Origin of the sequence: Serratia sp. JKS296 (genome assembly GCF_900215445.1) — a bacterium.
GTDB classification, from domain to species: Bacteria; Pseudomonadota; Gammaproteobacteria; order Enterobacterales; family Enterobacteriaceae; genus Serratia; species Serratia marcescens.
In genome coordinates this window covers 41534-68342 of sequence record NZ_OCMX01000001.1, presented here as the reverse complement: position 1 = coordinate 68342, position 26809 = coordinate 41534, and the positions used below count along the sequence as shown (strand labels likewise).

Below are 26809 nucleotides of genomic sequence, written 5' to 3'. Positions count from 1 at the left end.
TCATGCAGGTGTTAATTGTAAAAACCTCCTCGATGGGGGACGTGCTGCATACACTGCCCGCCCTGACCGACGCGCTGCAGGCCATTCCCGATATCCGCTTCGACTGGGTGGTGGAAGAAGGCTTCAGCCAAATCCCCACCTGGCACCCGGCGGTAGATCGCGTGATCCCGGTGGCCATTCGCCGCTGGCGAAAAAATTGGTTCGGCAACGACACTCGGCAACAGCGCTGCGACTTCAAACGCGCGCTGCAAGAACGCCGTTACGACGTGGTGATCGACGCGCAGGGCCTGATCAAAAGCGCCGCGCTAATCACGCGCATCGCCAAAGGCAACAAACATGGCCCGGACTGCAAGAGCGCGCGCGAACCGTTCGCCAGCTGGTTCTACAATGTGCGCCATGAGATAGACAAGCAGCAGCACGCGGTGGAGCGCACGCGCGAACTGTTCGCCAAAAGCCTTGGCTACGACAAGCCAGGCAGCTACGGCGATTACGCCATCGCCGCACGCTTTCTCAGCCGCCCGCCGGCCGATGCCGGGCAGTATTTGGTGTTTTTGCACGCGACAACCCGTGACGATAAGCATTGGCCGGAGCAAAACTGGCGTGAGCTGATCTCACTGACGGCGGACAGCGGGCTGAAGATCAAACTGCCGTGGGGAGCAGAGCATGAACATCAGCGCGCGCTGCGCTTGGCGGAAGGTTTTTCACATGTCGAAGTGCTGCCGAAGCTCAGCCTGCAGCAGGTGGCCGAGGTGCTGGCCGGCGCCAGGGGCGTGGTCTCGGTCGACACCGGGCTCAGCCATTTGACCGCTGCGCTCGACAAACCGAACATCACGCTGTTCGGGCCGACCGATCCCGGTCTGATCGGCGGCTACGGGCAAAATCAATACGCCTGTCGGCCAGAGCAGAGCAACAGCATGGCAGACATTTCCGCTCAGAAGGTGATGACGCTGATTCACGACAGGGTGCCGGTATAATGGGAACATTCTTCAAGCAAATATATCGTTATACGCATGCGCGCCCTTATAGGCATAACGAAAACCTCTGGCCTTACGTCAAGATAAAACGTGCCGCCAGCGGAGAGATCGTCGAGTTGAATTACCGTCGGCAGCGCGTGCCGCTCGTGCAATTGGCCGATCTGAAAGCGCGTTTCTCTGGCGATATATTGCTGACTGCCACCGGCCCCTCGGTGAAGAATCTCCACCTGGAAAAATTCCCGGCCATGCCTGCCATGGGCGTTAACGGCGCCTATTATCTGCATGATCAGGTAGATTTTAGATTCTATGTCATTGTTGATATGGGTTTTATCGATAAAAAGGCGGAAATAATCGGCGATATCATCACCGACTCTCGCCTGACGCTTTTCACGACGGTGCACGGCGTGGCTAAAATCATCGACAGATTCAGCCTGGAGAAAGTGAAGTGCCGTTTGGCAGTGATTGAAGATGCCGCCTTTAAAATCTACCAAGCCAGAATAGTCAACAAAGAACTGTGGGCGGCCTATCACGATAACAATAACGTCACGTTTGCCGCCGACAGACAGGATATCGCTTTTAGCCACGACATTCGCCACGGCGTCTTCGATGCTGGCACTGTCGCCTACTGGGCGCTGCAAATTCTAACGTTCTTGGGTTTCGAACAGGTGTATATCATTGGGTTGGATATGAACAACTTTCACCAACCCCGTTTTTATGAAGCAGCGGAAAATAAGCTGCCAACCGAGTTGGAGGACAAGATCACCAGTCTGATCATGCCGTCGCTGAGCCATGCCAGCAAAATGATGAAAGCCAAGAACATCATGGTAAAGAACCTTTCTGTCGCCAGCGCAGTCAGCAATGACATTTTCGACAAGATCAATCCCGATGAAATTTTCAAATAACGCTTTTCAGCCACGGCAACTTTATGTCGTGTTCCTGTTTCTGTTTTCTTTTTTCAGCGCTATTTTTTGTGGCTATACAAAAGTGAATAATCTGTTTCACCTTGCCGCAATTTTTTTCACGATCGCGCTGTATCGCAATGCAGATCTTCGGCTAACCTTTTCGCTGAATCATGAAGTCCGCCGCGGGCTGGGTCTGATTGCAGCGATGTTATGCTACTTCGCTTTCAGCAATCTTTGGTCTAACGATCCGGCCAATATCGAATCAACCCTGACGCACAGCGTTTACCTGCTGCTTTATCTGTCCATGCTGATCAGCGTGCTTAACGGCGCAAAACGCGATTTGCTGTTTACCGTCATCACGCTGGGGCTCACTCTCCTGTGCCTGTATTCGCTCGTTTTTGATCACCAAGAAATTCTAGTCAGCCGGCAGGTCTCGAAAAGCAATCCGGGTCCCGGAAACGTCATTGATTTAGCGGGAATGGCAGGGATCGGCATCTTCCTCAGCCTGATCGTATTTCGCGAGAAGCGGCGCCTGGTTATTCTGGCCGTCATACCCATTCTGCTCGGCACCATGCTGCTGACCCAAAGTCGCGGACCGATGATTTCCCTGCTTATTGCCTTGCTGGTCACGCAATCCTATAGGCACTTAAAACTGAAGCACGCCGCTTATTTTCTCATCGCGCTGGTCGCGGTTAGTGCAGTTATTTTATCTTCAGAAATAGGGCAATTGCTGCTGACCCGTTTCGAAGAAATGTATACCCAAAGCTCCCTTCGCCTGAGCATCTGGCACCATATTTTCGAGCTGGTCGGCCAAAGTCCTTACTTTGGTTATGGATTCAACTATGAGCTGTCTTTCACCAATTATTCCGGTGAGTATATACGCACCACCCACAGTCTCTATTGGGGGGCGTTACTGAAAGGCGGTATCGTGGGTCTGGCACTGTTCATGGCGGTATTGAGCTATAGCGGCTTGCTGGCCCTGCGGCGCCTGCGCGACGGCATGCGTCTGGAAGCCGCGCTGTTTATCTTTATTCTGCTGTTTTACACATCGCAGGGGATGTTCGTGGTAGGTAATCCGTCTGAATCCTGGTACTTATTCTGGTTCCCGTTGGCGGTGATCATGACGACCAGAGTGAAAGCCAACGCCGGTTAACTGCCCGGGGCGGTTCTATAGGCCGCCCCGGATTTTCAGCAATCTTATGCGGCACCGAGACTCAACATGACCTTCTCCATTACCTTCTGACTGGTGATAATGCTTAAAGGTTGCCGGCGCTGTATATCGCTCAGTTGCTGCGTCTCCGTTGGTACGTGCATGACCTGATGCAGCTCAGGGTTCTGATAAGGACCCGTTTGTTTCGGATCGGCGGTCACGAACAGGCTGACAGTTTTGGTTTTCAGCGCAATGGCCAAATGCAATGGCCCGGTATCACCGGTAACCAGCACATCCATATTGTCCATCACCCCCAACAATTGCGGCAACGTCGTTTTGCCAATATAACTGGCCACCCGACTCTGTTCTTCCGCCGTTAAACCCGCCATAAATTCACGCTCTATCACTTGCTCTTTTGGTGCACCGATCAAGGTAATTTGATACTCCGTCGAATGCGCCAGCAACATTTTCGCCAGGCCGATAAAGTGGCTAACCGGCCAACAACGCAAGGGCTCAGAAGCCCCCATTTGAAAACCAATCACCACCTTGCCCAATGGTTTCGGCTGTTGAGGAAAATCCACCGGAATAAACATTTCCCGATTCTGCGCATCGCATCCCAATTGGCTAACCAGATCCAGCTTGCGTTGAATCAGGTGGCCTCGATCGCGAATGCTGATGCCGGTCAACCACTGCTCCATACCGCTCAAATCGTTTTTATAGACATCTTTAAATAAGTACTCGCAGCCGGAACAGATCGCCGTGATAACATCATAGGGCGCTTTCGAATGCAGTATCACCGCCAACTGCGGGCGATTCTTTTTCAATCGACGGATGACACCGAGCATATCCTTGGCTTTGTGATCCCAATAAATGACGTCGGAAAAATAGCTACTGGTTCCGACTAAACCGCCATTCTTGTAGCTGGATACCAACGTGAGTTTAGCGCGGGGATAACGTTCACGGATCGCACGGATCGCCGGGGTATTGAACATCAAATCGCCCAACGCGGTTGTCGAAAAAATAGCAATGCGCTCAAAATCGCGATTTCTATCAAACGAGCGCTTATCTTTGTAGTTACCGCCAAACTTCGTATAAAACCGGAGACAAGCGTTAGCCAGCTTGACTTTCCATTGTTTCGACATATTGGTTTAATTCGCTTTAAGTTGATAATACTCGGCCAGCGTCATGCCCACCGTGCGCTGCTGCAGCCAGTCAAACAGCTGCTCCAGATCGCGGTACAGCCCTTCGATATCCTGCTCGGTTTTGAACGTCGGGCTGCCGCCCGGCATAAATTCGGAGGAGTGCAGCATGAATTCAACGTAGTCATGCCCCTGCGCCAGCGATGCCTCAGCCACGCTTATCATCTTGGCCACATTGCCGCCACTCGGCCGCAGCCAGTTGACGGACGGCGAACGCCGCTTGCCGCGCAGCCGGTCATAGCCCTGCTTGAAGGCATTCATCAGCGCCGAATGCTTGTACTGGATACTCATCGGCACTTCCAGCAGCGACGAAGCGCCCGGTTTGGCGATGTTCTGCGGATCGATGAAATAGGCCTGCGACGGGAACCGGCTGTAATCTGTGCCGCCGTCGCCCTGCGGATTGCCCGGCGAAAACTGCCAGTTGACCCGCGGCGTCACCGAACAGTCCACCTGATAGCCGTATTCCAGCAGCAGCGAGGCATAATATTCGTTGAACGCCCAACGGCCGGCGCGATGACTGAGCATTTTGGTCTGGAAGGCGTCTTCCAGCAGCTTGGTCATGTGATCGACCTTGGCGCGGATCTGATCGGCGGGATACTCGATCAAATAAGGCTTGTGGCGCCAGTCGTCGTCGGTGAGCGGCGCTAGCGGCGGGCTGTTCCAGGCATGCAGGTGCATGCCCACTTCACCCGTGCCACGAGCGATCACGTCGCGCGCGAACTCGACATAAGCCGGATCCACCGCCATTTCATAGTTGGTGAGATAAACCGGTTTGAAGGCGTATTTTTCGCACAATGCCTGAAAGCGCGGCAAGAAACGCGTGTTTTCGGTCGCGATGCGATCGTGGTTTTGCCACAGATTATCGCCTTCGGTATCAATGGTGATGAGAAACGCCGGTTTAGTCATGAATATCGAACCTGATATCAACAGAATGCACTATGTTACGCAGGCCGTTTCGCCAGGGCAAACGACTTTGCTGCCTGGTTTGGACAACGTTGAAGCGCATTCGTCCCCGGCTCGGCGATTTTTTTACGACCAGGCAAGAAAACCTTGCAACAGTAGCCACATGCGATCGTGTCATTTAGAATCAAACATTGGTTTCCCAGAAAGCGACCCATGATGAACGACGCGCCAGCCCCAACTTCCGCCCCATCCGTACAGCGTATTTTGATCATAAAACTGCGCCATCACGGCGATATGCTGCTGGTCACGCCGGTCATCAGCAGCCTGCGGCAAAACTACCCGCAGGCGCAGATCGATGTGCTGCTGTATCAGGAAACGCAGGAGATGCTGGCCAGTAATCCGGAACTGTCGACGCTGTTCGCCATCGACCGTCAATGGAAAAAACAGGGCGCCCGCGCGCATCTGGGGCACGAACTGGCGCTGCTGCGTCGCCTGAAGGCGCAACGCTACGATCTGGTGGTCAACCTGGCCGATCAGTGGCGCAGCGCCATCCTCACGCGCCTGACCGGTGCGCGTATCCGTCTGGGCTTCGATTTCCCCAAACGCCGCGGCTTCCTGTGGCGCCACTGCCACACGCAGCTGGTGCCGGTCGACAATCACGCCCACCTGCATACCGTCGAACAAAATCTCTCGCTGCTGGCGCCGCTGAACCTGCCCGCGCTCAGTGATCATGTGACCATGAGTTACGATCCGCAGGATTGGCAGGCCTGTGAGCAACGGTTGCAGAAACAGGGCGTCGCCGGCAGTTATATTGTGGTGCAGCCCACCTCGCGCTGGTTCTTCAAATGCTGGAGCGAAGAGAAAATGGCCGCCACCCTCACCGCCTTGCAGGCCGACGGCCACCAGTTGGTGATCACCTCCGGCCCCGACGCCAGAGAACAAGCCATGGTCGAGCGCATTTTGGCGCTCTGCCCGCCACAGGGTGTGATCTCGTTGGCCGGCCAGCTGACGCTGCGCCAACTGGCCGCCCTGATCGACCACGCCAAACTGTTTATCGGCGTGGATTCAGTGCCTATGCACATGGCCGCCGCGCTGCAAACGCCGTGCGTGGCGCTGTTCGGCCCTTCCAAGCTGACTTTCTGGCGGCCGTGGCAAGCTACCGGCGCCGTGATCTGGGCCGGCGACTTCGGCGAACTGCCCGATCCGGACGCCATCGATACCGGCACCGACGAACGGTATCTCGACCTTATTCCTACAGACGCGGTGATTGCAGCCGCGCGGAGCACGCTGGCATGAAAGCATTTCGTTTGGCGATCGTTCGCCAAAAATACCGCCCGGACGGCGGAGCCGAACGTTTCGTTTCCCGCGCCCTGGAAGCGCTGGAGCAACAGGATCTCGATCTGAACGTCATCACTCGCGAATGGCAGGGTGACGCCAATCCCAACTGGCATATCCACCTGTGCAATCCATTAAAGCTCGGCCGCATCAGCCGCGAACGGGGCTTCGCCGTGGCGGCCAGAGCGCTGTGGCAGAAAGAGCGCTTCGATCTGGTGCAAAGCCACGAGCGCATTCCCGGCTGCGACATCTATCGCGCCGGCGACGGCGTACACCGCCGCTGGCTGCTGCAACGCGCGCGGCTGCTGCCGGAATGGCGCCGCAAGTGGCTGTTCTCCAATCGCTATCACCGCTATGTGATGTGCGCCGAACGCGCCATGTACGCCGCGCCCGAGCTGAAAGCCGTCATCTGCAATGCCGAGATGATCAAGCAGGAAATCATCGCCGACTTTGGCGTGCCCGCCGACAAGATCACGGTGATCTATAACGCCATCGACAATCAAAAATTCCCGCCCGCCGACGAGGCCCAGCGTCAACGTCTGCGCGAGCAATATCAGATCCCGCAACAGGCGCACTGCCTGATCTTCGTCGGCTCCGGCTTTGAGCGCAAAGGGCTGGCCGCCGCCATCCGCGCCGTGGCGGCGACCGACAGCCACCTCCTGGTGGTCGGTAAAGACAAAGCCGAAAAACGCTATCGGGCGCTGGCGCAGTCGCTGGGCTGCGGCGATCGCATTCACTTTATGGGCGTGCAGAAGCAGACCCTGCCGTTCTATCAGGCCGCGGACGCGCTGCTGCTGCCGACGCTGTACGATCCATTCCCGAATGTGATTCTGGAAGCCATGTCATGCGGCCTGCCGGTTATCACCAGCACCACCTGCGGCGGCGCCGAGTTTATCACCCCAGGCCAGAACGGCTTCGTGACCGACGCGCTCGATGTACCGGCCATCACGGAGGCTATTCGGGCACTGCCGCGCCAGGCGCTGGGCTCATCCATGGGCGAAGCGGCGAGATTGCGCATTATGACGGCTACGCCGGCGCATCTGTCCGAACAGCTCATTTCCCTCTATAACCGGTTACTGGATTAGCTATGCGTATTCTGATGATCATCGATGGTCTGCCGGGCGGCGGCGCGGAAAAAGTGGTGCTGACCCTGTGTCAGGGCATGCAGCAACAGGGGCATGACGTCAGTCTGATCTCGCTGCGCGACGTCTGCAATTACCCTATCCCGTCAGGCATTGATTATCAGGTGGTAGCCGATCGCAGCCGTGCCCCCTGGCGCAAGCTGACCGAGCTGCCGCGCCGCGCCGCCGCGCTGGATCGCGCGATAGCCGAACACGAGCGCCAACGCGGCGCGTTCGATCTGGTGTTCTCCAACCTGCATAAAACCGATCGCATCGTCAGCCGCAGCAAGCGGCTGGCTTCGGACCGTCTGTGGTTCTGCATTCACGGCATTCTCTCCACCTCCTACCTCGGCCACCGCAAGGGTCTGGATCGCTGGCTGAAGCAACGCAAAATCGCCAACGTTTACCAGGGGAGAAATATCGTCGCCGTTTCACAGGCGGTCGGCGACGATCTGCAGCGGAACTTGCCGATCCGCCCGCGCCGCCTGGCGGTCATCAACAATCCGTTCGACCTCGACGCCATCCGGCAACAGGCGGCGGCGCCTTGTGAACTGGCCGGCCAGGACTATCTGGTGCACGTCGGCCGCTTTCACGCCACCAAGCGGCATGACCGCCTGCTGAAAGCCTATGCGCTCTCCGGCATTCAGGCGCCGCTGGCCTTGATCGGCACCGGGGATGACGCCCGCGTCGCCGAGGTCAAGCGTCTGGCGGCAGACTTGGGCATCGCAGAGCGCGTGCTGTTCCTCGGTTTCCAGACCAATCCCTATCCGTTTATCCGCCATGCCTCGCTGTTGGTGCTCAGTTCCGATAGCGAAGGGTTTGGCAATGTGCTGGTAGAATCGCTGTTGTGCGACACGCCAGTGGTCAGCACCCGCTGTCCGGGCGGCCCTGCGGAAATTCTGGAAAAAGCCGGCATGGCTAACGCGTTGGCGGAATTAAACGAAGCGTCGCTGGCAGAAAAAATGGCGGAAATTTACGCCAACCCGCCACAGATAAATCAACAGCAATTGCTGAGCTACGGGCTTGAGCCTATTTGCCATCAATATATTGAGCTGAAAGAAAAATAATAAAAAAATAAATAAGGCAGGGGATGCCTGCCTTATTTTCTTCGTTAGTTGAGCGCCTGCATTTTCTGCCAAACCTCATCGACAGAAACATCTTCACAGTGCCCCGACTCGCTCTGCAAAATATGATGACGGCCGGTCCATGGATGCCAGGACGTTTTATCGGTATCGCCAAAGAACACCACCATGTCCTTATTCAACGCAGCGGCAAGATGCATCTGCCCACCGTCGCTGCACAGCACCCGGTCGCATAAATCAAACCCGCCCAACAGCTCGCGCACCGACGCCGTCGGATAAAGCGCGACGCGTTCGTTTTGGCACAGCGCCAGCAGCTGTTCGGCGCGCTGCTGATCGCCGACGTCGTCCGGCGCCAGCGTGCCCTGCGGCGACCAAAAGATCAGCACGCCGGTGTGGGGATCGGCGGTCAGACGGTTGATGATTTCGGCATAGCGTTCAACCGGCCAGCGTCTTTTCGGGCTGCGGCTGCTGATATGCACGGCGCATACCCGTTCGACCGACGGCAGACGTTCCTGCAGCCGCTGCGCCGCCAATTGCCGCTCTTCAGGCGTCAGGAATACCCGCACCGGCGGGATCGGAATGGATTGATCGGTGATCGCCGATAAATAGCTGTAGGTGTGTTCGACCTGATGGAGGCCGCGGAAATCGTCCTTGCGGAACGGGCGATGAATATCTTTCGTGCCCAGATCGGCGCCGATGATATGGGTGGCGCCGGCCATTTTCGCTAAACGCAGGCTGTATTTGCATGGCACCGGGTTGGCCAGAATGACCGCATCGAACTTTATTTTGCGCAGCTTCAGGAAGATCATCAGACGTTCGAAATAAACACCCAACGTCGTTTCATTTTTCGCCTTGTGCTTGGCCTTTTTATAGACAAAGACTTTCTCGAGATGAGGGTTGTTTTTAACAACGTCCTGGCTGACTTTATTGATCAGCAGATAAACTTTTGCGTCTGGATAGGCAATTTTCACCCCTGCAATCAGAGGCGTGGTGCAAACAAGATCGCCGATGTTGTCGCGGCGAATAATTAAAATATTCTTCATTCCGAGCCTATCGGCGAAATCGCTCGCCGGTTGTCTGAAACTGACACCCAAGGTTACCAAATTAGCGCCTTTCCCTTCCAGTTATGGTACTATTCCGAATAACCCATATAAATGAAATTGATAGAATGTTGCTGCGTTTATATCAGGTACTACTCTACCTCATCCAACCCCTGATCTGGCTCCGCTTACTGCTGCGCAGCCGCAAAGCTCCAGCCTACCGTAAACGCTGGGCGGAACGCTATGGCTTCTGCGCCGGGAAAGTCGTGCCGGGCGGCATCATGCTGCATTCCGTCTCCGTCGGCGAAACGCTGGCGGCCATCCCGCTGGTGCGGGCGCTGCGCCATCGTTACCCCGCTTTGCCGATAACTGTGACCACAATGACCCCTACAGGTTCAGAACGCGTCCAGTCCGCTTTCGGCAAAGACGTGCATCATGTCTATCTGCCCTACGATCTGCCCGGTTCCATGAACCGCTTCCTCGACCAGGTGAATCCCAAGCTGGTGATCATCATGGAAACCGAGCTGTGGCCTAACCTGATCAACGCGCTGCATCAGCGGCAAATCCCCCTGGTGATCGCCAATGCGCGCCTGTCGGCCCGCTCCGCCGCCGGCTATAAGAAAATTGGCGGATTCATGCGCGATATGCTGCGCCGCATTACGCTGATCGCCGCACAGAACCAGGAAGACGGCGATCGGTTTATCGAACTGGGCCTGAAACGCTCGCAGCTGGCCGTAACCGGCAGCCTGAAATTCGATATCTCCGTCACCCCGGAACTGGCCGCTCGCGCCGTTACGCTGCGCCGCCAATGGGCGCCGCGCCGCCCGGTGTGGATCGCCACCAGCACCCATGACGGTGAAGAAACCATCCTGCTGGAAGCGCACCGCAAGCTGCTGGAAAAACACCCCGACCTGCTGCTGATCCTGGTGCCGCGTCACCCGGAACGCTTCCCGACCGCCAAGGAGCTGGTGCAGAAAGCCGGCTTCAGCTACACCCTGCGCAGCAGCGGCGAAATCCCGTCTGGCAGCACCCAAGTGGTGATCGGCGATACCATGGGCGAACTGATGCTGCTGTACGGCATCGCCGATCTGGCCTTTGTCGGCGGCAGCCTGGTGGAACGCGGCGGGCACAACCCGCTGGAAGCCGCCGCGCACGCCATCCCGGTGCTGATGGGTCCGCATACCTTCAACTTTAAAGACATCTGCGCCAAGCTCTCGCAGGCCGAAGGCCTGATCGCCGTGGCCGACGTGGATTCGCTGGTGAAGGAAGTGGAAACCCTGTTGACTGACGAAGATTACCGTCGCTACTACGGCCGCCATGCGGTGGAAGTGCTGTATCAGAATCAGGGAGCGTTGCAGCGTCTGCTGCAGCTGCTTGAACCGCATCTGCCGCCCCGGAGCCACTGAATGAGCAGCCGCAAAAGCCTGTCGGTGGTGATGATCGCCAAAAACGAAGCCGGGCTGTTGCCGGACTGTCTGCGCTCGGTCGAGTGGGCCGATGAAATCATCGTGCTGGACTCCGGCAGCGAGGACGACAGCGTCGCCGTCGCCGAAAGCCTGGGCGCCAAAGTCTTCACGCACACCGACTGGCAAGGATTCGGCAAGCAGCGTCAGCTGGCGCAAAGCTACGCCAGCCATGACTACGTTTTGATGATCGACGCCGACGAACGCGTCACGCCCGAACTGCGGCAATCCATCGAACGGGTGTTGAACGCACCGGACGACGGCGCCGTCTACAGCTGTGCGCGGCGCAACCTGTTCCTTGGCCGCTTCATGCGCCACAGCGGCTGGTATCCCGACCGCGTCAACCGCCTGTACGCCAACCCACGCTATCGCTATAACGACGATCTGGTGCACGAGTCGCTGAACATCGGCGACGCTAAAGTCATCCCCCTCAGCGGCGATATGCTGCACCTGACCTGCCGCGACTTCTTCGCCTTCCAGCGCAAACAGCTGCGCTATGCCGAAGAGTGGGCCACACAGCGTCATCGAGCCGGCAAGCGTTGCGGCTATCTGTCTATCCTGACCCACACGCTCGGCGCCTTCGTCAAAACCTGGCTGCTGCGCGCCGGCTTCCTGGATGGCAAACAGGGGTTGCTGTTGGCGGTGGTCAACGCGCAATATACCTTCAATAAATATGCCGCATTATGGGCATTGGGCCGCAACTACTCAGAGAAGTGAATCATGACCAGCAAAGCCATCTATCCCGGGACGTTCGATCCCATGACCAACGGCCACCTGGATTTAGTGACGCGCGCGTCGCTGATGTTCGATCACGTGATTCTGGCCATCGCCGCCAGCCCAAGCAAAAAGCCGCTGTTTAGCCTGGATGAGCGCGTGGCGTTGGCGACACAGGTCACCTCGCATCTGGACAATGTGGAAGTACTGGGCTTCAGCGAGCTGATGGCGCATTTTGCCGCTCACCAGAATGCCAACATCCTGGTGCGCGGCCTGCGTGCGGTGTCTGACTTTGAATACGAACTGCAGCTGGCGAACATGAACCGCCATTTGATGCCGACGCTGGAAAGCGTGTTCCTGATGCCTTCCGAAGAGTGGTCGTTCATCTCCTCCTCACTGGTGAAGGAGGTCGCGCGTCACGGCGGCGATATTGCGCCTTTCCTGCCTGATGTGGTGACGCAAGCGCTGATGGCGAAGCTCGCCGCCGAGTGATGCTCAGCGCTGGCAGCGCCGGCAAAAGAAGGTGCTGCGCTGCCCGTGCTTGGCGGATTCGATCGGCGTGCCGCACGCGCGGCAAGGTTCTCCCGCCCGCCCGTAAACCTGCAACTCCTGCGCGAAATACCCCGGTTTGCCGTCCGACTGCAAAAAGTCGCGCAATGTCGTGCCACCCTGCTCGATAGAGCGCTGCAACACCGCCTTGATGGTCTTCGCCAGCAGTTCCGCTTCGGCTTTGCTCAACGAGCCCGCCGGACGATCGGGCAGGATCCCGGCGCTGAACAGCGATTCGCTGGCGTAAATGTTACCGACGCCGACCACCAGCTTGTTATCCATCAGCCACGGTTTGATCAGCGTGCGCTTATTGCGTGATTTTTCATACAGGTAGTCGCCGTTGAACGCTTCGCTCAGCGGTTCCGGCCCCAGATGCGCCAACACGCTGCTGGTCGCCAGGTCTTCGCACCACAGCCAGGCGCCGAAACGGCGCGGATCGGTATAGCGCAGGATCATGCCGTTGCTGATCACCAGATCGACGTGGTCGTGTTTGCCGGCCTCGTCTTCGTTTTCCTCGCGCAGCATGCGCAGGCTGCCCGACATGCCCAGGTGCACGATAATCCAACCGTTCTCCAGCTCGATCAGCAGGTATTTGGCCCGGCGCTGCACGCTGAGCACCGGCCGATCGCTCAGCGTCAGGATCTGTTCGGAAACCGGCCAGCGCAGGCGCGCGTTGCGCACCACCGCATACTGAATGCTGTGGCCGACAAGATAAGGCTCTATACCGCGTCTGCTCGTCTCAACTTCCGGTAATTCAGGCATCTGGCTTCCCCTCCGACGTTTTCTACCCTTTATAAAACAAAAAACCCGGCCAAGGCCGGGTTTTTCATTAATCCACTAAAATTATTTAATTTTAGCTTCTTTGTATACTACGTGCTGACGGACAACTGGATCGAATTTCTTCAGTTCCAATTTTTCCGGCTTAGTACGCTTGTTCTTCGTGGTGGTATAGAAGTGACCAGTACCAGCAGAAGAAACCAGCTTGATCTTCTCGCGAACACCTTTAGCCATGATTCAGTTCCTTAATACTTCTCACCACGGGCACGCAGATCGGCCAGAACCGTCTCAATACCCTTCTTATCGATAACACGCATACCTTTAGCAGATACACGCAGAGTTACAAAGCGCTTCTCAGCCTCAACCCAAAAACGGTGTGAGTGCAGGTTAGGCAGAAAACGGCGTTTGGTCGCGTTCATTGCGTGGGAACGGTTGTTACCGCTCACCGGGCGCTTGCCAGTAACTTGGCAGACTCGGGACATGTCTATTCTCCAAAAATCAAATCAGCTCGAGCTTCGTATAGGGTATGGCCGCCTCGTCAGGCTTTTAGAGCCCATCTCAGCAAACTTCATACTGAGGAGACTCTCGTCATCAGGTAGAAACCACACATCAGGTCAGAAACCTGCTGAGATAGGCTCTTGCGCCAAACCCAAGATTCTCAAAGGTGGCGTAGTATACGCTCTGAAGCGTAAGTGCTCAAGTCCCGAACAGCTAAAGATCCCACAAGGATCGCGAAAAAATCGCTTAAAGCCATCCGCGCTCGGCAAAAGAGACGCATTCACCCCGACCGATCACCAAATGATCAAGCACTCGGATCTCCAATAACTGACAGGCTTTCACCACCTGTTCCGTTATTAAACGGTCGGCATGACTGGGTTCAGCCTTACCCGAAGGGTGATTATGCGCGAGAATCAGCGCGGCGGCATTAGCCTTCAACGCTTCACGCACAATTTCTCTCGGGTAGACGACGACGCTGCTGATGGTACCAGCAAACATCTCCTGATGGCGAATAACCCGGTGCTGATTGTCTAAAAACAATACCAAAAAGACCTCTCGCTCGCGATGCGCCAGCAGGCTTTGCAGATAATGCTGGGTGACGCGCGGATTGAGCATGGCGTTTTCCTGCGACAAATGGCTGGAAAAGAAGCGCAGCGCCAGCTCGGCAATCGCCTGCAGCTGCGTATAGCTGGCGTCGCCCAGGCCTTTTTGACTGCAAAACGCCTGATGATCGGCCGACATCAGGTGGTAAAGCGAGCCGAACCGGCGCAGCAGCTGCTCCGCCAGCTGCATCACGTGCACGCCGGGCAACCCGGTGCGCAAGAAAATGGCCAACAGCTCCGCGTCGGACAGCGCCGCGGCCCCCTGCATCAACAGCTTTTCACGCGGCGCCAGCGCGCCCGGCCAGCACGCCACAGTCGGGTTGCTCATCGTGTTCCTCCCTGAAAGGGCTACAGCATGCCACGCGCCGCCCGGCGCGTTCGACAGGTGTTTGATAACATTGCGAAGTGTTTCGCAAAGCACAATGTAACGCCCTGCAGCCATTGCGGAATCACTCACCTGAACGGCGGATATGCTAAAATGGCGCATCTTTCGGCTTTCAATCGGACAATGATGATGACGGGACTTTCCGGCAAACATATTGTGCTTGGCATCAGCGGCGGCATCGCCGCCTACAAATGCCCAGAGCTGGTGCGCCGCCTGCGCGACAGGGGCGCGGAAGTGCGCGTGGTGATGACCCACGCCGCCAAGGCGTTCATTACGCCGCTGACGCTGCAGGCCGTTTCCGGCCACCCGGTGTCCGACGATCTGTTGGATCCCGCCGCCGAAGCCGCCATGGGCCACATCGAACTCGGCAAATGGGCGGATCTGGTGATTCTGGCGCCGGCGACCGCCGATCTGCTGGCGCGCGTCGCCACCGGCATGGCCAACGATCTGCTGACCACCGTCTGCCTGGCGACCGACGCCCCCATCGCCGCCGCCCCCGCCATGAACCAGCAGATGTATCGCGCCGCCGCCACACAGGCCAACCTGCAAACGCTGCAGGCGCGCGGCATGCTGCTCTGGGGGCCGGACAGCGGCAGCCAGGCCTGCGGCGACGTCGGCCCGGGCCGCATGCTGGATCCGCTGGACATCGTCGAGCTGGCGAACGGTCATTTCTCCGCTCCGCAGGATCTGCAACATTTGCAGGTTATGATCACCGCCGGCCCAACGCGTGAAGCGCTGGATCCGGTGCGTTTCATCAGCAATCACAGCTCCGGCAAAATGGGCTTCGCCATCGCCCGCGCCGCCGCCGCCCGCGGCGCGCAGGTGACGCTGATCGCCGGGCCGGTGAGCCTGCCGACGCCGCCGAGGGTCGCACGCGTGGACGTCACCAGTGCGCTGGAGATGGAGCAGGCAGTGCAACAGCGCGCCGCGCAGCAGCAGATTTTCATCTCCTGCGCCGCCGTGGCCGACTACCGCCCCGAGCAGATCGCCGATGAAAAAATAAAAAAACAGGGTGATGAAATCGTCCTCAAGATGGTAAAAAACCCCGATATCGTCGCCGGCGTGGCGGCGATGACCAAAAATCGACCGTTTGTCGTGGGGTTTGCCGCCGAAACCCAGAATGTGGAAGAATACGCGCGGCAAAAACTGGCGCGTAAGAAGCTGGATTTGATTTGCGCTAACGATGTTTCGCTTGCAGAGCACGGGTTCAACAGCGACACCAATGCCCTGCACCTTTTTTGGCAGGATGGAGAAAAGCGCCTGGCGCTGAGCGACAAGGCACTCCTTGGCCAACGTTTAATAGACGAGATAGTCAGCCGTTATGATGAAAAAAATCGACGTTAAGATCCTCGACCCGCGCATCGGTCAGGATTTCCCGCTACCGACCTACGCTACGCCGGGCTCCGCCGGTCTCGACCTGCGCGCCTGCCTGGATAGCGCGGTAGAGCTGGCGCCGGGTGAAACCACGCTGCTGCCTACCGGCCTCGCGATCCACATCGCCGACGCCGGCCTGGCGGCGGTGATCCTGCCGCGCTCAGGCCTCGGCCATAAGCACGGCGTCGTGCTGGGCAACCTGGTCGGCCTGATCGACTCCGATTATCAGGGCCAGCTGATGGTGTCCGTTTGGAACCGCGGCCAGAAGCACTTCACCATCGAGCCGGGCGAACGCATCGCGCAGATGGTCTTCGTGCCGGTGGTGCAGGCCGAATTCAACCTGGTAGAAGAGTTCGACAGCAGCGAACGCGGCGAAGGCGGCTTCGGCCACTCGGGGCGCCACTAAGCGCCACCCAATGCACGAGGGCCGGCAGGGAAACGTCGCCTGAACCTTGCTTTCCGGGGAGAGGGATGTCTCTGCGGCAAGGTTTTACCGCGACAATTGCAGCGCACACCAGGCAGCGCGGAAAAAGGCCGTTAAGGCCGCTGACCCCAGCATCGTAAAAAAGCTATCACATAAGCCGCACAGAGCCTGCTCTGCAGCGGCCGGTGCCCGGGTTTCCGTCAGTTAAGTTTTAGCAAGGGTCTAATCAGACATGGCAGAAAAAGAAAATACGAAAAGGAATCGGCGCGAGGAAATATTGCAGGCGTTAGCCCAGATGCTGGAATCCAGCGACGGCAGCCAACGCATCACCACCGCCAAGCTCGCCGCAAACGTGGGTGTTTCTGAAGCTGCGCTGTACCGGCATTTCCCCAGCAAGACACGGATGTTCGACAGTCTGATCGAGTTTATCGAAGACAGCCTGATCACCCGCATCAACCTGATCTTGCAGGACGAGAAAGAGACGTTCAATCGTCTGCGCCTGATTTTACTGCTGATTCTGGGCTTTGCGGAACGCAACCCGGGGCTGACGCGCATCATGACCGGCCACGCGCTGATGTTTGAACAGGATCGCCTGCAGGGCCGCATCAACCAGCTGTTCGAACGCATCGAGGCGCAGCTGCGTCAGGTGCTGAAAGAGCGCAAATTGCGCGAAGGCAAAGGCTTTATCGTCGATGAAACGCTGTTGGCCAGCCAGTTGCTGGCCTTCTGCGAAGGCATGTTGTCGCGCTATGTGCGTTCGGAATTCCGCTATCGCCCCACACAGGAATTCGACGCCCGCTGGCCGCTGTTGGCGGCACAGCTGCAATAACGAACACGCCGGGCATGCCCGGCGTTGTTATTTATACCCCGTACTGCTCGCGGTAAGCGCGTACCGCCGCCAGGTGGTCCGCCATCTCCGGTTTCTCTTCCAGATAGGCGATCAGATCCTTCAACGTGACGATTGAAATCACCTTGCAGTGATAGTCGCGTTCCACTTCCTGAATGGCGGAGATATCCGCGCGGCCGCGTTCCTGACGGTCGAGGGAGATCAGCACGCCCGCCAGCGAAGCGCCGCTGGCACCGATGATTTCCATCGACTCGCGGATCGCGGTGCCGGCGGTGATCACATCGTCCACCAGCATCACGCGCCCCTGCAGCGGGCTGCCCACCAGCGAACCGCCTTCGCCGTGAGTCTTGGCCTCCTTGCGGTTAAAGCAGTAAGGCACGTCGCGCTCATGGTGTTCCGCCAGCGCCACCGCCGTGGTGGTGGCGATAGGAATGCCTTTATAGGCCGGGCCAAACAGCAGATCGAAATCGATGCCGGAATCCATCAGGGCTTCAGCGTAGAAGCGCCCCAACAGCGCAAGATCGCGCCCGGTATTAAACAGGCCGGCGTTGAAGAAATACGGGCTGGTGCGGCCGGATTTCAGGGTGAACTCGCCGAATTTCAATACCTGCTTGTTAAGCGCGAACTCGATAAACTGGCGCTGATAGGCTTTCATTACTGCTTCTCCTCGTCTGAATCTGCTTGGGTCTTGTCATTACTGCCGCCCGATCGCCGGGCATAAAAAAGGCGACTTCTCAGTCGCCTTGAAAAATCAGTCCGCCAGCGCCGCTTTCTGCGCCTGGAAGATGGTTTCGATGCCCCCTCGGGCCAGCGCCAACAGCGCCAACAGCTCATCGTGGCTGAACGGCTCGCCTTCGGCGGTGCCCTGCACTTCAATCATGCGGCCGTCTTCCATCATCACTACGTTCATGTCGGTTTCCGCCGCGGAATCTTCCACATACTCCAGATCGCACAGCGCTTCGCCATTGACGATGCCGACGGAAACCGCCGCCACCATGCCCTTCATCGGATTGGCTTTCAGCTTGCCGTTGGCCACCAGCGTGTTCAGCGCGTCGGCCAGCGCCACGCAGGCGCCGGAGATGGAAGCGGTGCGGGTGCCGCCGTCGGCCTGCAGTACGTCGCAGTCGAGGGTGATGGTGAATTCACCGAGCTTTTTCAGATCCACCGCGGCGCGCAGCGAGCGAGCGATCAGGCGCTGGATCTCCAGCGTGCGGCCACCCTGTTTGCCTTTGGCGGCTTCACGGGCGTTGCGGCTGTGGGTGGAGCGCGGCAGCATGCCGTACTCGGCGGTGATCCAACCTTGCCCCTGGCCTTTCAGGAAGCGCGGAACGCCCTCTTCTACCGTGGCGGTGCACAAGACTTTGGTATCGCCAAACTCAACCAGCACTGAACCTTCAGCGTGTTTGGTATAGTGACGGGTCAGTGTCAGGGGGCGAACTTGCTGTGGTGCTCTGCCTGCAGGACGCATGGGCTCTCTCCGGCTTCAAATCAACTATTGGCTGCGCATTATACGGGCTTCGTGACGTAATGCCTATCCTGCCCGCAGCCGCGACGCTATAATCGCCCCATCTTTTCCTATTACGGGTACGCATCAATGATCCGCAGCATGACCGCCTACGCCCGGCGTGAAATCAAGGGTGAATGGGGCAGCGCAGCCTGGGAGCTGCGTTCCGTTAACCAGCGCTACTTAGAAACCTACATCCGCCTGCCGGAACAATTCCGCAGCCTGGAGCCGGTGATCCGTGAACGTATCCGTGGCCGCCTGACCCGCGGCAAAGTCGAATGCAACCTGCGTTTCGAACTGGATCCAAGCGCGCAAAGCTCGCTGATCCTGAACGAAAAACTGGCCAAACAGCTGGTCGAAGCCGCCAACTGGGTGAAAATGCAGAGCGACGAAGGGGAAATCAACCCGATCGACGTGCTGCGCTGGCCGGGCGTGATGTCCGCGCAGGAGCAGGATCTGGACGCCATCAGCGCCGAGCTGATGCAGGCGCTGGACGGCGCGCTGGATGACTTTATCGTCGCACGCGAAAGCGAAGGCGCCGCGCTGAAAACGCTGATCGAACAGCGCCTCGACGGCGTCAGCGCCGAAGTGGTCAAAGTGCGCGCCCAGATGCCGAACATCCTGCAATGGCAGCGCGAGCGCCTGGTCAGCAAGCTGGAAGAGGCGCAGGTGCAGTTGGAAAACACCCGCCTGGAGCAAGAGCTGGTGCTGATGGCGCAGCGCATCGACGTCGCCGAAGAGCTGGATCGTCTGGAAGCGCACGTGAAAGAGACGCACAACATCCTGAAGAAGAAAGAAGCCGTCGGCCGCCGCCTCGACTTTATGATGCAGGAATTCAACCGCGAATCGAACACCCTGGCCTCCAAGTCGATCAATGCCGACGTCACCGCCTCCGCCATCGAGCTGAAGGTGTTGATCGAGCAGATGCGCGAGCAGATCCAAAACATTGAGTAACATTGCATAGCGTCTCACGTAATCGCAAAAATCCAGACTGCCCGCATATTCGCGGGCTTTTTTAATGTCATGCCATCGCATATACTCTCATCAAATCGCAACTTATTTATGTACCCAAGCATGTACCCATTGCGAAGTAAGGCAGATCACTTTGGGTACACGATAGATTCAATGCTCAGGCGGGATTATGGCAAAGCTCACAGATATGCAGATACGGGCATGGGTTAAGGCGGGAGAACGATTTGAAGGACGCTCAGATGGTAATGGGCTCTATTTGCGCTATAGAGAAGTAGATAGATCCCCGGTATGGCGTTTCAGATATAAGTTTGCAGGTAAAACGAGGGCTATGGTTATTGGCTCCTATGTCGAACTATCGTTAGCCAAAGCTAGGGAAACCGCCAAAGAGCTTTCTGCCCGTGTTGCCCTGGGTTATGACGTTGCCGGGGAGAAGCAGGAACGCAAAGCTAACGCACTAGAGAAAATCGAGCAGGGGAAAAACGCGCTCCGGGTATCAGAACTGGCCTCCGAGTATTTCGAGCGGCAGATCCTTGGAAGATGGAAACATCCCGATATTCTGCGCCGCCGTATCGATAAGGACATAAACCCCAATATTGGCCATCTCAAGGTTGAGGATGTTCGCCCTAGACACATTGACGATATGCTGCAGAAGATCGTCGCTCGGGGTGCGCCAACCATTGCCAACGATGTACTGCGCTGGACCCGTCGTATTTTCGACTACGGTATTAAACGGCACATGCTGGAAATTAACCCCACCGGAGCTTTTGAGATTTCCGACGCTGGTGGCCAGGAGAAAAGCCGGGAACGTTGGCTAACCCGCGAAGAACTTATGCAGTTTTTCCGGGCAATGCGTATGGCAAAAGGTTTCAGCCGCGAGAACGAATTAACCATGAAGCTGATCCTTACGCTATGTTGCCGCAAAATGGAGCTGTGCGGCGCTACATGGGATGAATTCGATTTAGATGAAGCAGTGTGGCACCTTCCTGCAGAGCGCGCCAAGAATGGCGACGCTATCGATATTCCCTTACCTCCACCAGCTGTTGCATGGCTCAGGGAATTGCACAGTTTTTCCAGCAACAGCAAATGGGTGCTCCCCGCCAGGAAAATGCAGCACCGGATGATCCCCCATATTCAGGAAAGTACTCTCCCTGTCGCATTGGGCAAAGTACGCCGCGAAATGTCGGAAGTGCTGAACTTCACTATTCATGACTTCCGCCGCACTGCCCGTACCCATTTAGCGGCGCTGGGTGTTGATCCGATTGTTGCAGAACGCTGCCTGAATCATCGCATCAAAGGTGTTGAGGGTATCTATAACCGACACCAGTACTTTGCGGAACGCCGGGCAGCGTTGGAGTTGTGGGCCGATCTGCTGGTGGCGCTGGAACAGGGTGAAAATTACAACGTTGTATCCATAACGAATAGGAAGTAGCTTTCCCCCGCGCGTATGCGTGAGCGTAATTATAGTCGTTTCAGTTGTTTCAACGTTTCACCAATAAATATTTATATATAAATCAATTAGTTGAATGAAACGACTACTGAAACGACTTTTTATAAGGTCGTTTCACCCCCGGTGCCCGAAAACCTCGATACTCCGATCGGTACCAACAAATACCAATTAGGAGATCATGATGCACAAAGACCCCGTTATTTTTACAAGAGATATACTCGCGCGTTACCAGATTTCAGAGAAAACACTGTGGAAGTGGAGAGATAAGGACAAGATGCCTCGGGCTTTCTTACTCCCATTCCCCGCCCCCACAATCCCTGGAGTTCCTAACCGATGGCGTCAGTCTGATGTGATGGAATGGGAGGAAAATAACCGTAAGGTATAAGAAGATTGGTATGAAAAAGCCGACATTGCGTCGGCTTTCTTCAATCACGAGTTTGAACGTTTTGGTATCCGTGAAAACTGAACTATCGATCCATTATTGTCGCCACCAGCGTTCTCTTGCTTATGCTGCTGGATCATAGATTTCAAACGCGCAAGGTGGACAACCTCAGCCTTCGTGCCATTTAAGTAGCCCTCGGGCAGGCCGGCAAGCATCTCTACATCTCTATCTGATTGCCCTACGTAATTTGATACTGCGTCAATAGCCATAACTCCAGAAGAAATCAGCAGCTCAATAGTGCGCTTAAGCAAACGCGGTTGCTCAGGAACACGGCTATCATCACCAGGCTCAGATTTTACCCCCCACCTTGCGGAACGGCGCTTATACAGGTTCTGTTTTTCTTCGTCGCTAATAATACCCAAGACATGCAAACGCATGATCGTGGCTGCAACTGAAATACCGTAACGTTGTTTAATCAGTAGCAGGCTGTCAAGAGTCACTGGCGTACGGATCTCTTCAGCAAAGTTTTCTGCAGGTAGCAATAAAGCCCCCGCAAACTGGTGCGCTTGGCTTTCTTTAAGCTTATAACGTTCCGGGTCCAGGGAATCATCAACATAGCGATGCAGAACTAAATGACCAAGTTCGTGTGCTAAGTCAAAACGACTTCTAAACGCATTCCCCTTATCAGAAGACAACAAAATTAGCGGGCGATCCAATGCTTCGCTCCACGCTGACAAACCCTCAATTTGAGCAACACCTGTTTCTTCTCGTACCAAAATGATACCGTTGCTCTCAACCGCCAAAGCCAGGTCGGGCATGACACCGGAGCCAAGGCCCCAGAGTTTCCGACACTCTATAGCCGCAGCTTCAATGTCAGAATCCCCAATCTCATCAAGATCGGAGAATTTATAAACAGGCAGGGATAGAGCAGGGAAATCAACAAACTCAGATAACCCCAGAACTAACTCTTCTGCCCATTGAAGGCGCGCTTCAAGCATAGCTCGAGCAGCCACATGAGCTGATGCATTACTGCGAAATAACGGCCTCGACATCTTTGGTGGCATTGGACGTGTAAACCACTCTGGAGACACATTAACTACTGACGCTAAACGTTTGAGGGCTTCAGCCTCCGGTGCCTGTTGACCTGAACGCCACTTGCTAATCGTGGCAGGAGAAACCCCCACCATAGTTGCAAGTTGTGTCTGGGTTTGCCGTCTTGCTGCCAAGACTTGTATTAAGCGCTCCGGTTGGAATTCGTTGATCCCACGGCTCATTCTGGACCTTCCTTACTACCATCAAGTTTGATGACCCCCGCTTTGAATTTAGAGAAAGCGGTGTCTTTTTGTGCCTGAACTTTATCATAACGAGTCAGGAACACATCAATTGGTTCGTGAAAAAGCCATAGCTTTCTGTCAGAACTTGGGACAACCAATTCAATGGAGAGAGGAGCATCCGGTTGTACATCCAGCGAGCCAGAAAACTGAGAAACAAAGAACACTGACGCCCGAGTAACGATACCTGGTTCAGCAAAAAGATCAGGTTGAACTATCGACTCTATAGCCGCGTTATCCTCAATCAGAGTCTGCTTTCTTTTACTCTGGAAAAGACGTTTCCACCTTGTATCACTGTAGTTCTCACGGGCGATTTTGAAGATACCGCTTTTACCTTCAACTATAGTGTTCCCACGTAATTTTGCTGGCTCACAACCGTTTGCCTCAAACACTTCATGTATTGTTTCGTTCATCTGAAGATATCGTTCAAACCCCAGAGCGGTTGCACGATGACCCCGATTCTTACTTACCGCTGCCTTAAAGGCTCTTTCAGCACCTACGAAAAGCGCTTCACGGAGACCGAGAACAAGCTGGCGTGGAAGATTTTCAAGTAACAAATCTGCGATTTTTGACTCATTCACGATACTGACTCCAAGGCGCTATTTATATTTCGCATAACGAGATTTTATACTCCTATTTTTTCGAGTGATCAACATTGAAAGAAAATTATGCACCCTAACGAGGATAATTTGCACAACTACAACGCTCAGGTATGTCCTCAAATGCTAGGTTTTGCGCCTTCCCTCTCATCTACTCTACTCAACCTCTCCCTACCCGACAGATCACGCGTAATTCCGGAGGATAAAAAAAGGCCATACAGCGGGCGAAACTGTGTGGCCTTTGGAGAACATGGAACAGAATGATCATTAACCATAACAATTAATGTTTCATAAATTGCAACAAAGTTGATTTTGTTGCAATTTATGAAATACTGGTGAGAGAGAAAAAAAAAGCGATAGGAGGAACGGGACCATGACAGTACGTGAAAGCGTGAGACCAGTACTACTCAGCAAAGAGCAGATGAACGCTATCCGACAGATCCAGGAGGCAGAAAGAAGCAAGTCAGCCCTTGGTTTAACACCCAGCATTCATGAGATCGCTCGGAAGCTGATCGGTAATGCGTTAAGCAATATAGCCGCAGGTTAATTCTATGCCAGTTACAAATCATATCGGCTATGACGAAAATATCGGCAAGATTAATCGGCAGGTTACCCTAAAGCTTCATAATGTGGCTCACGCTATTGCGGTATCCAATCAGGAAGAATTTTTGCTTATAACAACCCCTGAAGGCCGTAATGTCTCTACGCCGCTAACCTCTAACGATGTGGCAGAACTGATTGACGCCTACTTCTTCCCTGTGTTGAAAATCGAACACCCCGACGGCTGGCAGTTGGTTGCCCTCACTGTGCTTGATAAGTGCATAACAGAAAACGCATTACTTTCAGATTTTGGGGCAAATATGTGGCGAGTGCTGATTGCCTATGTAGCGGAGTGGATTGACAAAGTGAGGTACGGCGATGCAGCCCATTGAGCTGAGTAGTCCAACCAAATATAAGGAGTGGCAACAATGATCATTTTCCAGCTCATGTACAAAGTGCGCGACCGTGCTGTGCCCTGTAAGGGCGGCGATAGCGGCGCCGGTGCTCAGGCAGATGCAACAAAACAGGCCACTGCGCTGCAGCGTGAAATGTGGCAAACCAATATGCAGAACCTGGCACCGTTCACGCCTCTGGCGCAGCAGTACATTGGACAGCTGCAAAATCTCTCGTCTCTCGGCGGCCAGCAGTCGGCGTTGAACGATTACTACAACTCCGGCCAGTTTAAAGATCTGGCAAGCCAGGCGCGATATCAGCAGTTAGCAGCGGCTGAAGCAACAGGTGGTTTAGGTTCGACAGCTACAAGCAACGGGTTGGCCTCAATCACCCCCCTGCTGGGGCAGAACTGGCTAACCGGCCAGATGAACAACTACCAGAATCTTGCCAACATCGGCCTGGGTGCGCTGCAGGGGCAGGCCAACGCGGGGCAGTCCTATGCGAACAACACTGGCCAGCTTCTCCAGCAGAATGCGACGCTTGCGGCAGCAAATGCCAATAGACCTTCACAGCTAGGTGGAGCTTTGATGGGAGCAGCCTCTGGCGCTGCATCAGGAGCCATGGTCGGCAGCGTTGTACCGGGTATTGGTACCGCCGCCGGCGCCATTGGTGGGGGGATTATTGGGGGACTTGGGTCTTTGATGTATTGAGGTGTTAGTATGCCCACTCAACCGTACTGAACAATCTGGATGATGGCCACAAATGAGTTACAGCCATGGAGGGCTATTTGCAATCGACGATCAATTCTTTTCTGTTGAAACCTGATGACTTATTTACGTCTGCATACCCTGATGGGCAAACATTATTCGCCTCTTCATAACAAACGCTCCATGCGGTTCCTGCACCACACTCAATGAGGTACTGTTTTTGCCCATCTCCGCGGTGTATCTGGGTTGACTGAGCACACCCGGATAGAATTAGCGGTATAATTATTAATACTTTGTTCATGTTTTAGCCTTTATTTTTTAACGGGTTAATGCCATGGATACAACCACCAATCAAAACCGTTACCCAATCCCCGCAATGATATTGCTATTTAATATTACCACTTCCTCAACATTTTTCCGGAGGTGGACAACCTTCGCTCCCGTAGTAGAATCAAGAAAAGAGGCTATCTCGACGGAGAGAAAAGCGGCTACGCCTTGCTGCCTGCCTCGCCCCATCTCAAGGCGATTACGTGTAAGGCGAACGTTAATGAAGCCACTTATCTACCCCTTTGAAAACCCCTCAATGACCGTTGGCCTAGCGGCTATAAACGCGACAGAACCTGCGTTTATAGTTGAGCCACACCATCTTGAGGCTTGGTTTAAGGAAGGTGCTATTGGCCGCTATATGCTGGTGGACGACATACGGGAGTTATGGAACCATGAGGGTTTTGGAACGCTATTTGACCTGTTCTACGGTGAGGCCAAACACTGCACGTTAATCGCTTCCTGCCGAACTGATATGGAATGGAGCAAAACAGAACGCGGGGAAAAACCAACGTATAGTGCATTCGGTATTGATACTGCAGCATCGCTCTTTCAAATGTTACCCGATGTCGAGCAAGGGGGGCTATCTTCTGATCCTCCGCAGCAAAATACGGGCACTCCCCGCCCGGATTATCTGGAGTTGGACTTCCCGATGCCAGAACCAGTCCTACCCCGCTATGAAGCGCAGAAAATTTACAACATGATCCATAATGTTAATGCGCTAGAAGTTCAAGAAAAAGCGCCGAAGGTTCGAACAACAAAGCTTCCGCTTAAAGCGCTTGTAGAGGCATTAACAGTAGTTGGCCTTACCGATGAAGATTACAAGGGGGAGATCCCTACCTTGCAACAGAAGTTGACCAGACTTGGCTTAGGCGGAACTCTAACCAGCATCGACAAGAATACGCTGGATGATTGGCTAAAAAAAGGTGGCGCCCGGTGAGTGATTTTTGATAGCTCACGTGAATTTTCCATAGCTCACCCAATCACATAGCCGCCCGCCATACCCTGCGATTACCGACTCAATAAGCCAAAGGTAATCGCATGAACACTCAAGATTTCACATTCCCCCTCAGCGGTAACGCCCGCGCCGCTGCCGTGGCACGCTTTTTGTCAGTGAGCGAGGCCACAGTCTGGCGCTATGCCAAACGCCCGGGCTTCCCCCAACCGATAAAGCTATCTGACCGCGCAACGGTCTTTGATGCGGCCGCCGTACGCCAGTGGCTTGAGTCACGCAAGCAGGGGGGTGGTTATGCTTAATTCTGTGTTCTCGC

General features: G+C 55.5%; 30 protein-coding genes. 19 read left to right on the top strand and 11 right to left on the bottom strand.

Translation table 11 applies throughout. From position 1 onward, the window contains the following. Positions 1 to 2: 2 nt before the first annotated feature. From rfaC to CRO23_RS00350, 3 genes are read left to right on the top strand one after another with little or no spacing between them, the layout of a single operon-like run. Positions 3 to 974 carry a lipopolysaccharide heptosyltransferase RfaC gene (gene rfaC / locus CRO23_RS00360; RefSeq protein WP_016929694.1) on the top strand — a complete coding sequence of 324 codons (972 nt, stop codon included), beginning with the start codon at positions 3 to 5 and terminating at the stop codon, positions 972 to 974. Next, entirely contained in the window at positions 974 to 1876 is a 903-nt protein-coding gene (locus CRO23_RS00355) for a sugar glycosyltransferase (RefSeq protein WP_028128083.1), read from the top strand. The genes rfaC and CRO23_RS00355 overlap by 1 nt, the downstream gene beginning before the upstream one ends. Next, complete coding sequence (locus CRO23_RS00350; protein ID WP_028128082.1) at positions 1860 to 3029, top strand: O-antigen ligase family protein; 1170 nt, start codon at positions 1860 to 1862, stop codon at positions 3027 to 3029. Before CRO23_RS00355 ends, CRO23_RS00350 begins: the two co-directional genes overlap by 17 nt. 44 nt (positions 3030 to 3073) lie before the next feature. On the opposite strand, the gene CRO23_RS00345 is transcribed toward CRO23_RS00350, so the two are convergent. Both CRO23_RS00345 and CRO23_RS00340 read right to left on the bottom strand, forming a co-directional pair. Further along, positions 3074 to 4168, bottom strand: coding sequence for a glycosyltransferase family 9 protein (locus CRO23_RS00345; protein WP_016929691.1), 1095 nt, complete (start codon positions 4166 to 4168; stop codon positions 3074 to 3076). Positions 4169 to 4174: 6 nt separating this feature from the next. Then, positions 4175 to 5131, bottom strand: coding sequence for a polysaccharide deacetylase family protein (locus CRO23_RS00340; RefSeq protein WP_016929690.1), 957 nt, complete (start codon positions 5129 to 5131; stop codon positions 4175 to 4177). A 210-nt stretch (positions 5132 to 5341) separates the two neighbouring features. On the opposite strand from CRO23_RS00340, the gene rfaQ reads away from it, so the two are divergent. From rfaQ to CRO23_RS00325, 3 genes are read left to right on the top strand one after another with little or no spacing between them, the layout of a single operon-like run. Then, positions 5342 to 6424: a putative lipopolysaccharide heptosyltransferase III gene (rfaQ, locus tag CRO23_RS00335; protein ID WP_097101186.1), complete on the top strand. Its 1083-nt coding sequence runs from the start codon at positions 5342 to 5344 to the stop codon at positions 6422 to 6424. Next, positions 6421 to 7548 carry a glycosyltransferase family 4 protein gene (locus CRO23_RS00330; RefSeq protein ID WP_016929688.1) on the top strand — a complete coding sequence of 376 codons (1128 nt, stop codon included), beginning with the start codon at positions 6421 to 6423 and terminating at the stop codon, positions 7546 to 7548. Before rfaQ ends, CRO23_RS00330 begins: the two co-directional genes overlap by 4 nt. 2 nt (positions 7549 to 7550) lie before the next feature. After that, positions 7551 to 8651, top strand: a complete 1101-nt coding sequence (locus CRO23_RS00325) for a glycosyltransferase (RefSeq protein WP_079450581.1) — start codon at positions 7551 to 7553, stop codon at positions 8649 to 8651. 44 nt (positions 8652 to 8695) lie between these two features. On the opposite strand, the gene CRO23_RS00320 is transcribed toward CRO23_RS00325, so the two are convergent. Beyond that, positions 8696 to 9709 (bottom strand): glycosyltransferase family 9 protein, encoded by a 1014-nt coding sequence (locus CRO23_RS00320; protein ID WP_097101184.1) that lies wholly within the window; start codon positions 9707 to 9709, stop codon positions 8696 to 8698. Positions 9710 to 9834: 125 nt separating this feature from the next. Here CRO23_RS00320 and waaA point away from each other — a divergent pair, with 125 nt between their 5' ends. Genes waaA through coaD form a run of 3 tightly spaced genes read left to right on the top strand, consistent with a single transcriptional unit; the run spans position 9835 to position 12375 of the window. Beyond that, positions 9835 to 11112, top strand: coding sequence for a lipid IV(A) 3-deoxy-D-manno-octulosonic acid transferase (waaA, locus tag CRO23_RS00315; RefSeq protein WP_097101182.1), 1278 nt, complete (start codon positions 9835 to 9837; stop codon positions 11110 to 11112). After that, positions 11113 to 11886, top strand: coding sequence for a glycosyltransferase family 2 protein (locus CRO23_RS00310; RefSeq protein WP_016929684.1), 774 nt, complete (start codon positions 11113 to 11115; stop codon positions 11884 to 11886). Between the two features lie 3 nt (positions 11887 to 11889). Next, positions 11890 to 12375, top strand: coding sequence for a pantetheine-phosphate adenylyltransferase (gene coaD / locus CRO23_RS00305; RefSeq protein ID WP_004931181.1), 486 nt, complete (start codon positions 11890 to 11892; stop codon positions 12373 to 12375). Between the two features lie 3 nt (positions 12376 to 12378). Here the strand turns inward: coaD and mutM are convergent, their stop codons facing one another. The 4 genes from mutM to radC form a co-directional block, all read right to left on the bottom strand. After that, on the bottom strand, positions 12379 to 13194 hold the full coding sequence (mutM, locus tag CRO23_RS00300) for a bifunctional DNA-formamidopyrimidine glycosylase/DNA-(apurinic or apyrimidinic site) lyase (protein WP_028128080.1): 816 nt from the start codon (positions 13192 to 13194) through the stop codon (positions 12379 to 12381). Positions 13195 to 13275: 81 nt separating this feature from the next. Further along, a complete protein-coding gene (gene rpmG, locus CRO23_RS00295) occupies positions 13276 to 13443 on the bottom strand; it encodes a 50S ribosomal protein L33 (protein WP_002442576.1) in 168 nt (55 codons plus the stop codon). Positions 13444 to 13454: 11 nt separating this feature from the next. Beyond that, on the bottom strand, positions 13455 to 13691 hold the full coding sequence (rpmB, locus tag CRO23_RS00290; protein WP_004931195.1) for a 50S ribosomal protein L28: 237 nt from the start codon (positions 13689 to 13691) through the stop codon (positions 13455 to 13457). Positions 13692 to 13953: 262 nt separating this feature from the next. Beyond that, complete coding sequence (gene radC / locus CRO23_RS00285; RefSeq protein ID WP_016929682.1) at positions 13954 to 14637, bottom strand: RadC family protein; 684 nt, start codon at positions 14635 to 14637, stop codon at positions 13954 to 13956. 183 nt (positions 14638 to 14820) lie between these two features. Between radC and coaBC the strand changes: the two genes are divergently transcribed. The 3 genes from coaBC to slmA all read left to right on the top strand — a co-directional run bounded on the left by coaBC (position 14821) and on the right by slmA (position 17321). Next, a complete protein-coding gene (gene coaBC, locus CRO23_RS00280; protein ID WP_176519309.1) occupies positions 14821 to 16038 on the top strand; it encodes a bifunctional phosphopantothenoylcysteine decarboxylase/phosphopantothenate--cysteine ligase CoaBC in 1218 nt (405 codons plus the stop codon). Then, entirely contained in the window at positions 16016 to 16474 is a 459-nt protein-coding gene (gene dut, locus CRO23_RS00275; RefSeq protein WP_016929680.1) for a dUTP diphosphatase, read from the top strand. Before coaBC ends, dut begins: the two co-directional genes overlap by 23 nt. A gap of 250 nt (positions 16475 to 16724) precedes the next feature. After that, entirely contained in the window at positions 16725 to 17321 is a 597-nt protein-coding gene (gene slmA, locus CRO23_RS00270; protein WP_025304700.1) for a nucleoid occlusion factor SlmA, read from the top strand. A 31-nt stretch (positions 17322 to 17352) separates the two neighbouring features. On the opposite strand, the gene pyrE is transcribed toward slmA, so the two are convergent. Together pyrE and rph are read right to left on the bottom strand one after the other, a co-directional pair. Continuing rightward, positions 17353 to 17994, bottom strand: coding sequence for an orotate phosphoribosyltransferase (pyrE, locus tag CRO23_RS00265; RefSeq protein ID WP_004931204.1), 642 nt, complete (start codon positions 17992 to 17994; stop codon positions 17353 to 17355). Positions 17995 to 18090: 96 nt separating this feature from the next. Further along, complete coding sequence (gene rph, locus CRO23_RS00260; protein WP_025160305.1) at positions 18091 to 18807, bottom strand: ribonuclease PH; 717 nt, start codon at positions 18805 to 18807, stop codon at positions 18091 to 18093. A 126-nt stretch (positions 18808 to 18933) separates the two neighbouring features. Here rph and CRO23_RS00255 point away from each other — a divergent pair, with 126 nt between their 5' ends. Both CRO23_RS00255 and CRO23_RS00250 read left to right on the top strand, forming a co-directional pair. After that, the gene (locus CRO23_RS00255; RefSeq protein ID WP_015379441.1) at positions 18934 to 19797 is read left to right on the top strand and encodes a YicC/YloC family endoribonuclease; all 864 of its coding nucleotides are present in this window, start codon (positions 18934 to 18936) and stop codon (positions 19795 to 19797) included. Positions 19798 to 19984: 187 nt separating this feature from the next. Next, entirely contained in the window at positions 19985 to 21244 is a 1260-nt protein-coding gene (locus CRO23_RS00250; RefSeq protein WP_097101180.1) for a tyrosine-type recombinase/integrase, read from the top strand. Between the two features lie 447 nt (positions 21245 to 21691). On the opposite strand, the gene CRO23_RS00240 is transcribed toward CRO23_RS00250, so the two are convergent. After that, on the bottom strand, positions 21692 to 22918 hold the full coding sequence (locus CRO23_RS00240) for an XRE family transcriptional regulator (RefSeq protein ID WP_086580724.1): 1227 nt from the start codon (positions 22916 to 22918) through the stop codon (positions 21692 to 21694). Then, positions 22915 to 23556, bottom strand: coding sequence for a hypothetical protein (locus tag CRO23_RS00235; protein WP_086580725.1), 642 nt, complete (start codon positions 23554 to 23556; stop codon positions 22915 to 22917). Before CRO23_RS00235 ends, CRO23_RS00240 begins: the two co-directional genes overlap by 4 nt. A gap of 391 nt (positions 23557 to 23947) precedes the next feature. On the opposite strand from CRO23_RS00235, the gene CRO23_RS25030 reads away from it, so the two are divergent. The 5 genes from CRO23_RS25030 (at position 23948) to CRO23_RS00210 (ending at position 26795) form a co-directional block, all read left to right on the top strand. Beyond that, positions 23948 to 24121, top strand: coding sequence for a hypothetical protein (locus CRO23_RS25030; RefSeq protein ID WP_176519308.1), 174 nt, complete (start codon positions 23948 to 23950; stop codon positions 24119 to 24121). Between the two features lie 4 nt (positions 24122 to 24125). After that, positions 24126 to 24506, top strand: a complete 381-nt coding sequence (locus tag CRO23_RS00230; protein ID WP_097101178.1) for a hypothetical protein — start codon at positions 24126 to 24128, stop codon at positions 24504 to 24506. A 36-nt stretch (positions 24507 to 24542) separates the two neighbouring features. Then, the gene (locus CRO23_RS00225) at positions 24543 to 25217 is read left to right on the top strand and encodes a DNA transfer protein (protein ID WP_086580727.1); all 675 of its coding nucleotides are present in this window, start codon (positions 24543 to 24545) and stop codon (positions 25215 to 25217) included. A 544-nt stretch (positions 25218 to 25761) separates the two neighbouring features. Further along, positions 25762 to 26478 (top strand): hypothetical protein, encoded by a 717-nt coding sequence (locus CRO23_RS00215; RefSeq protein ID WP_097101176.1) that lies wholly within the window; start codon positions 25762 to 25764, stop codon positions 26476 to 26478. A gap of 101 nt (positions 26479 to 26579) precedes the next feature. Further along, positions 26580 to 26795: a helix-turn-helix transcriptional regulator gene (locus CRO23_RS00210; protein ID WP_086580730.1), complete on the top strand. Its 216-nt coding sequence runs from the start codon at positions 26580 to 26582 to the stop codon at positions 26793 to 26795. Positions 26796 to 26809 lie beyond the last annotated feature (14 nt).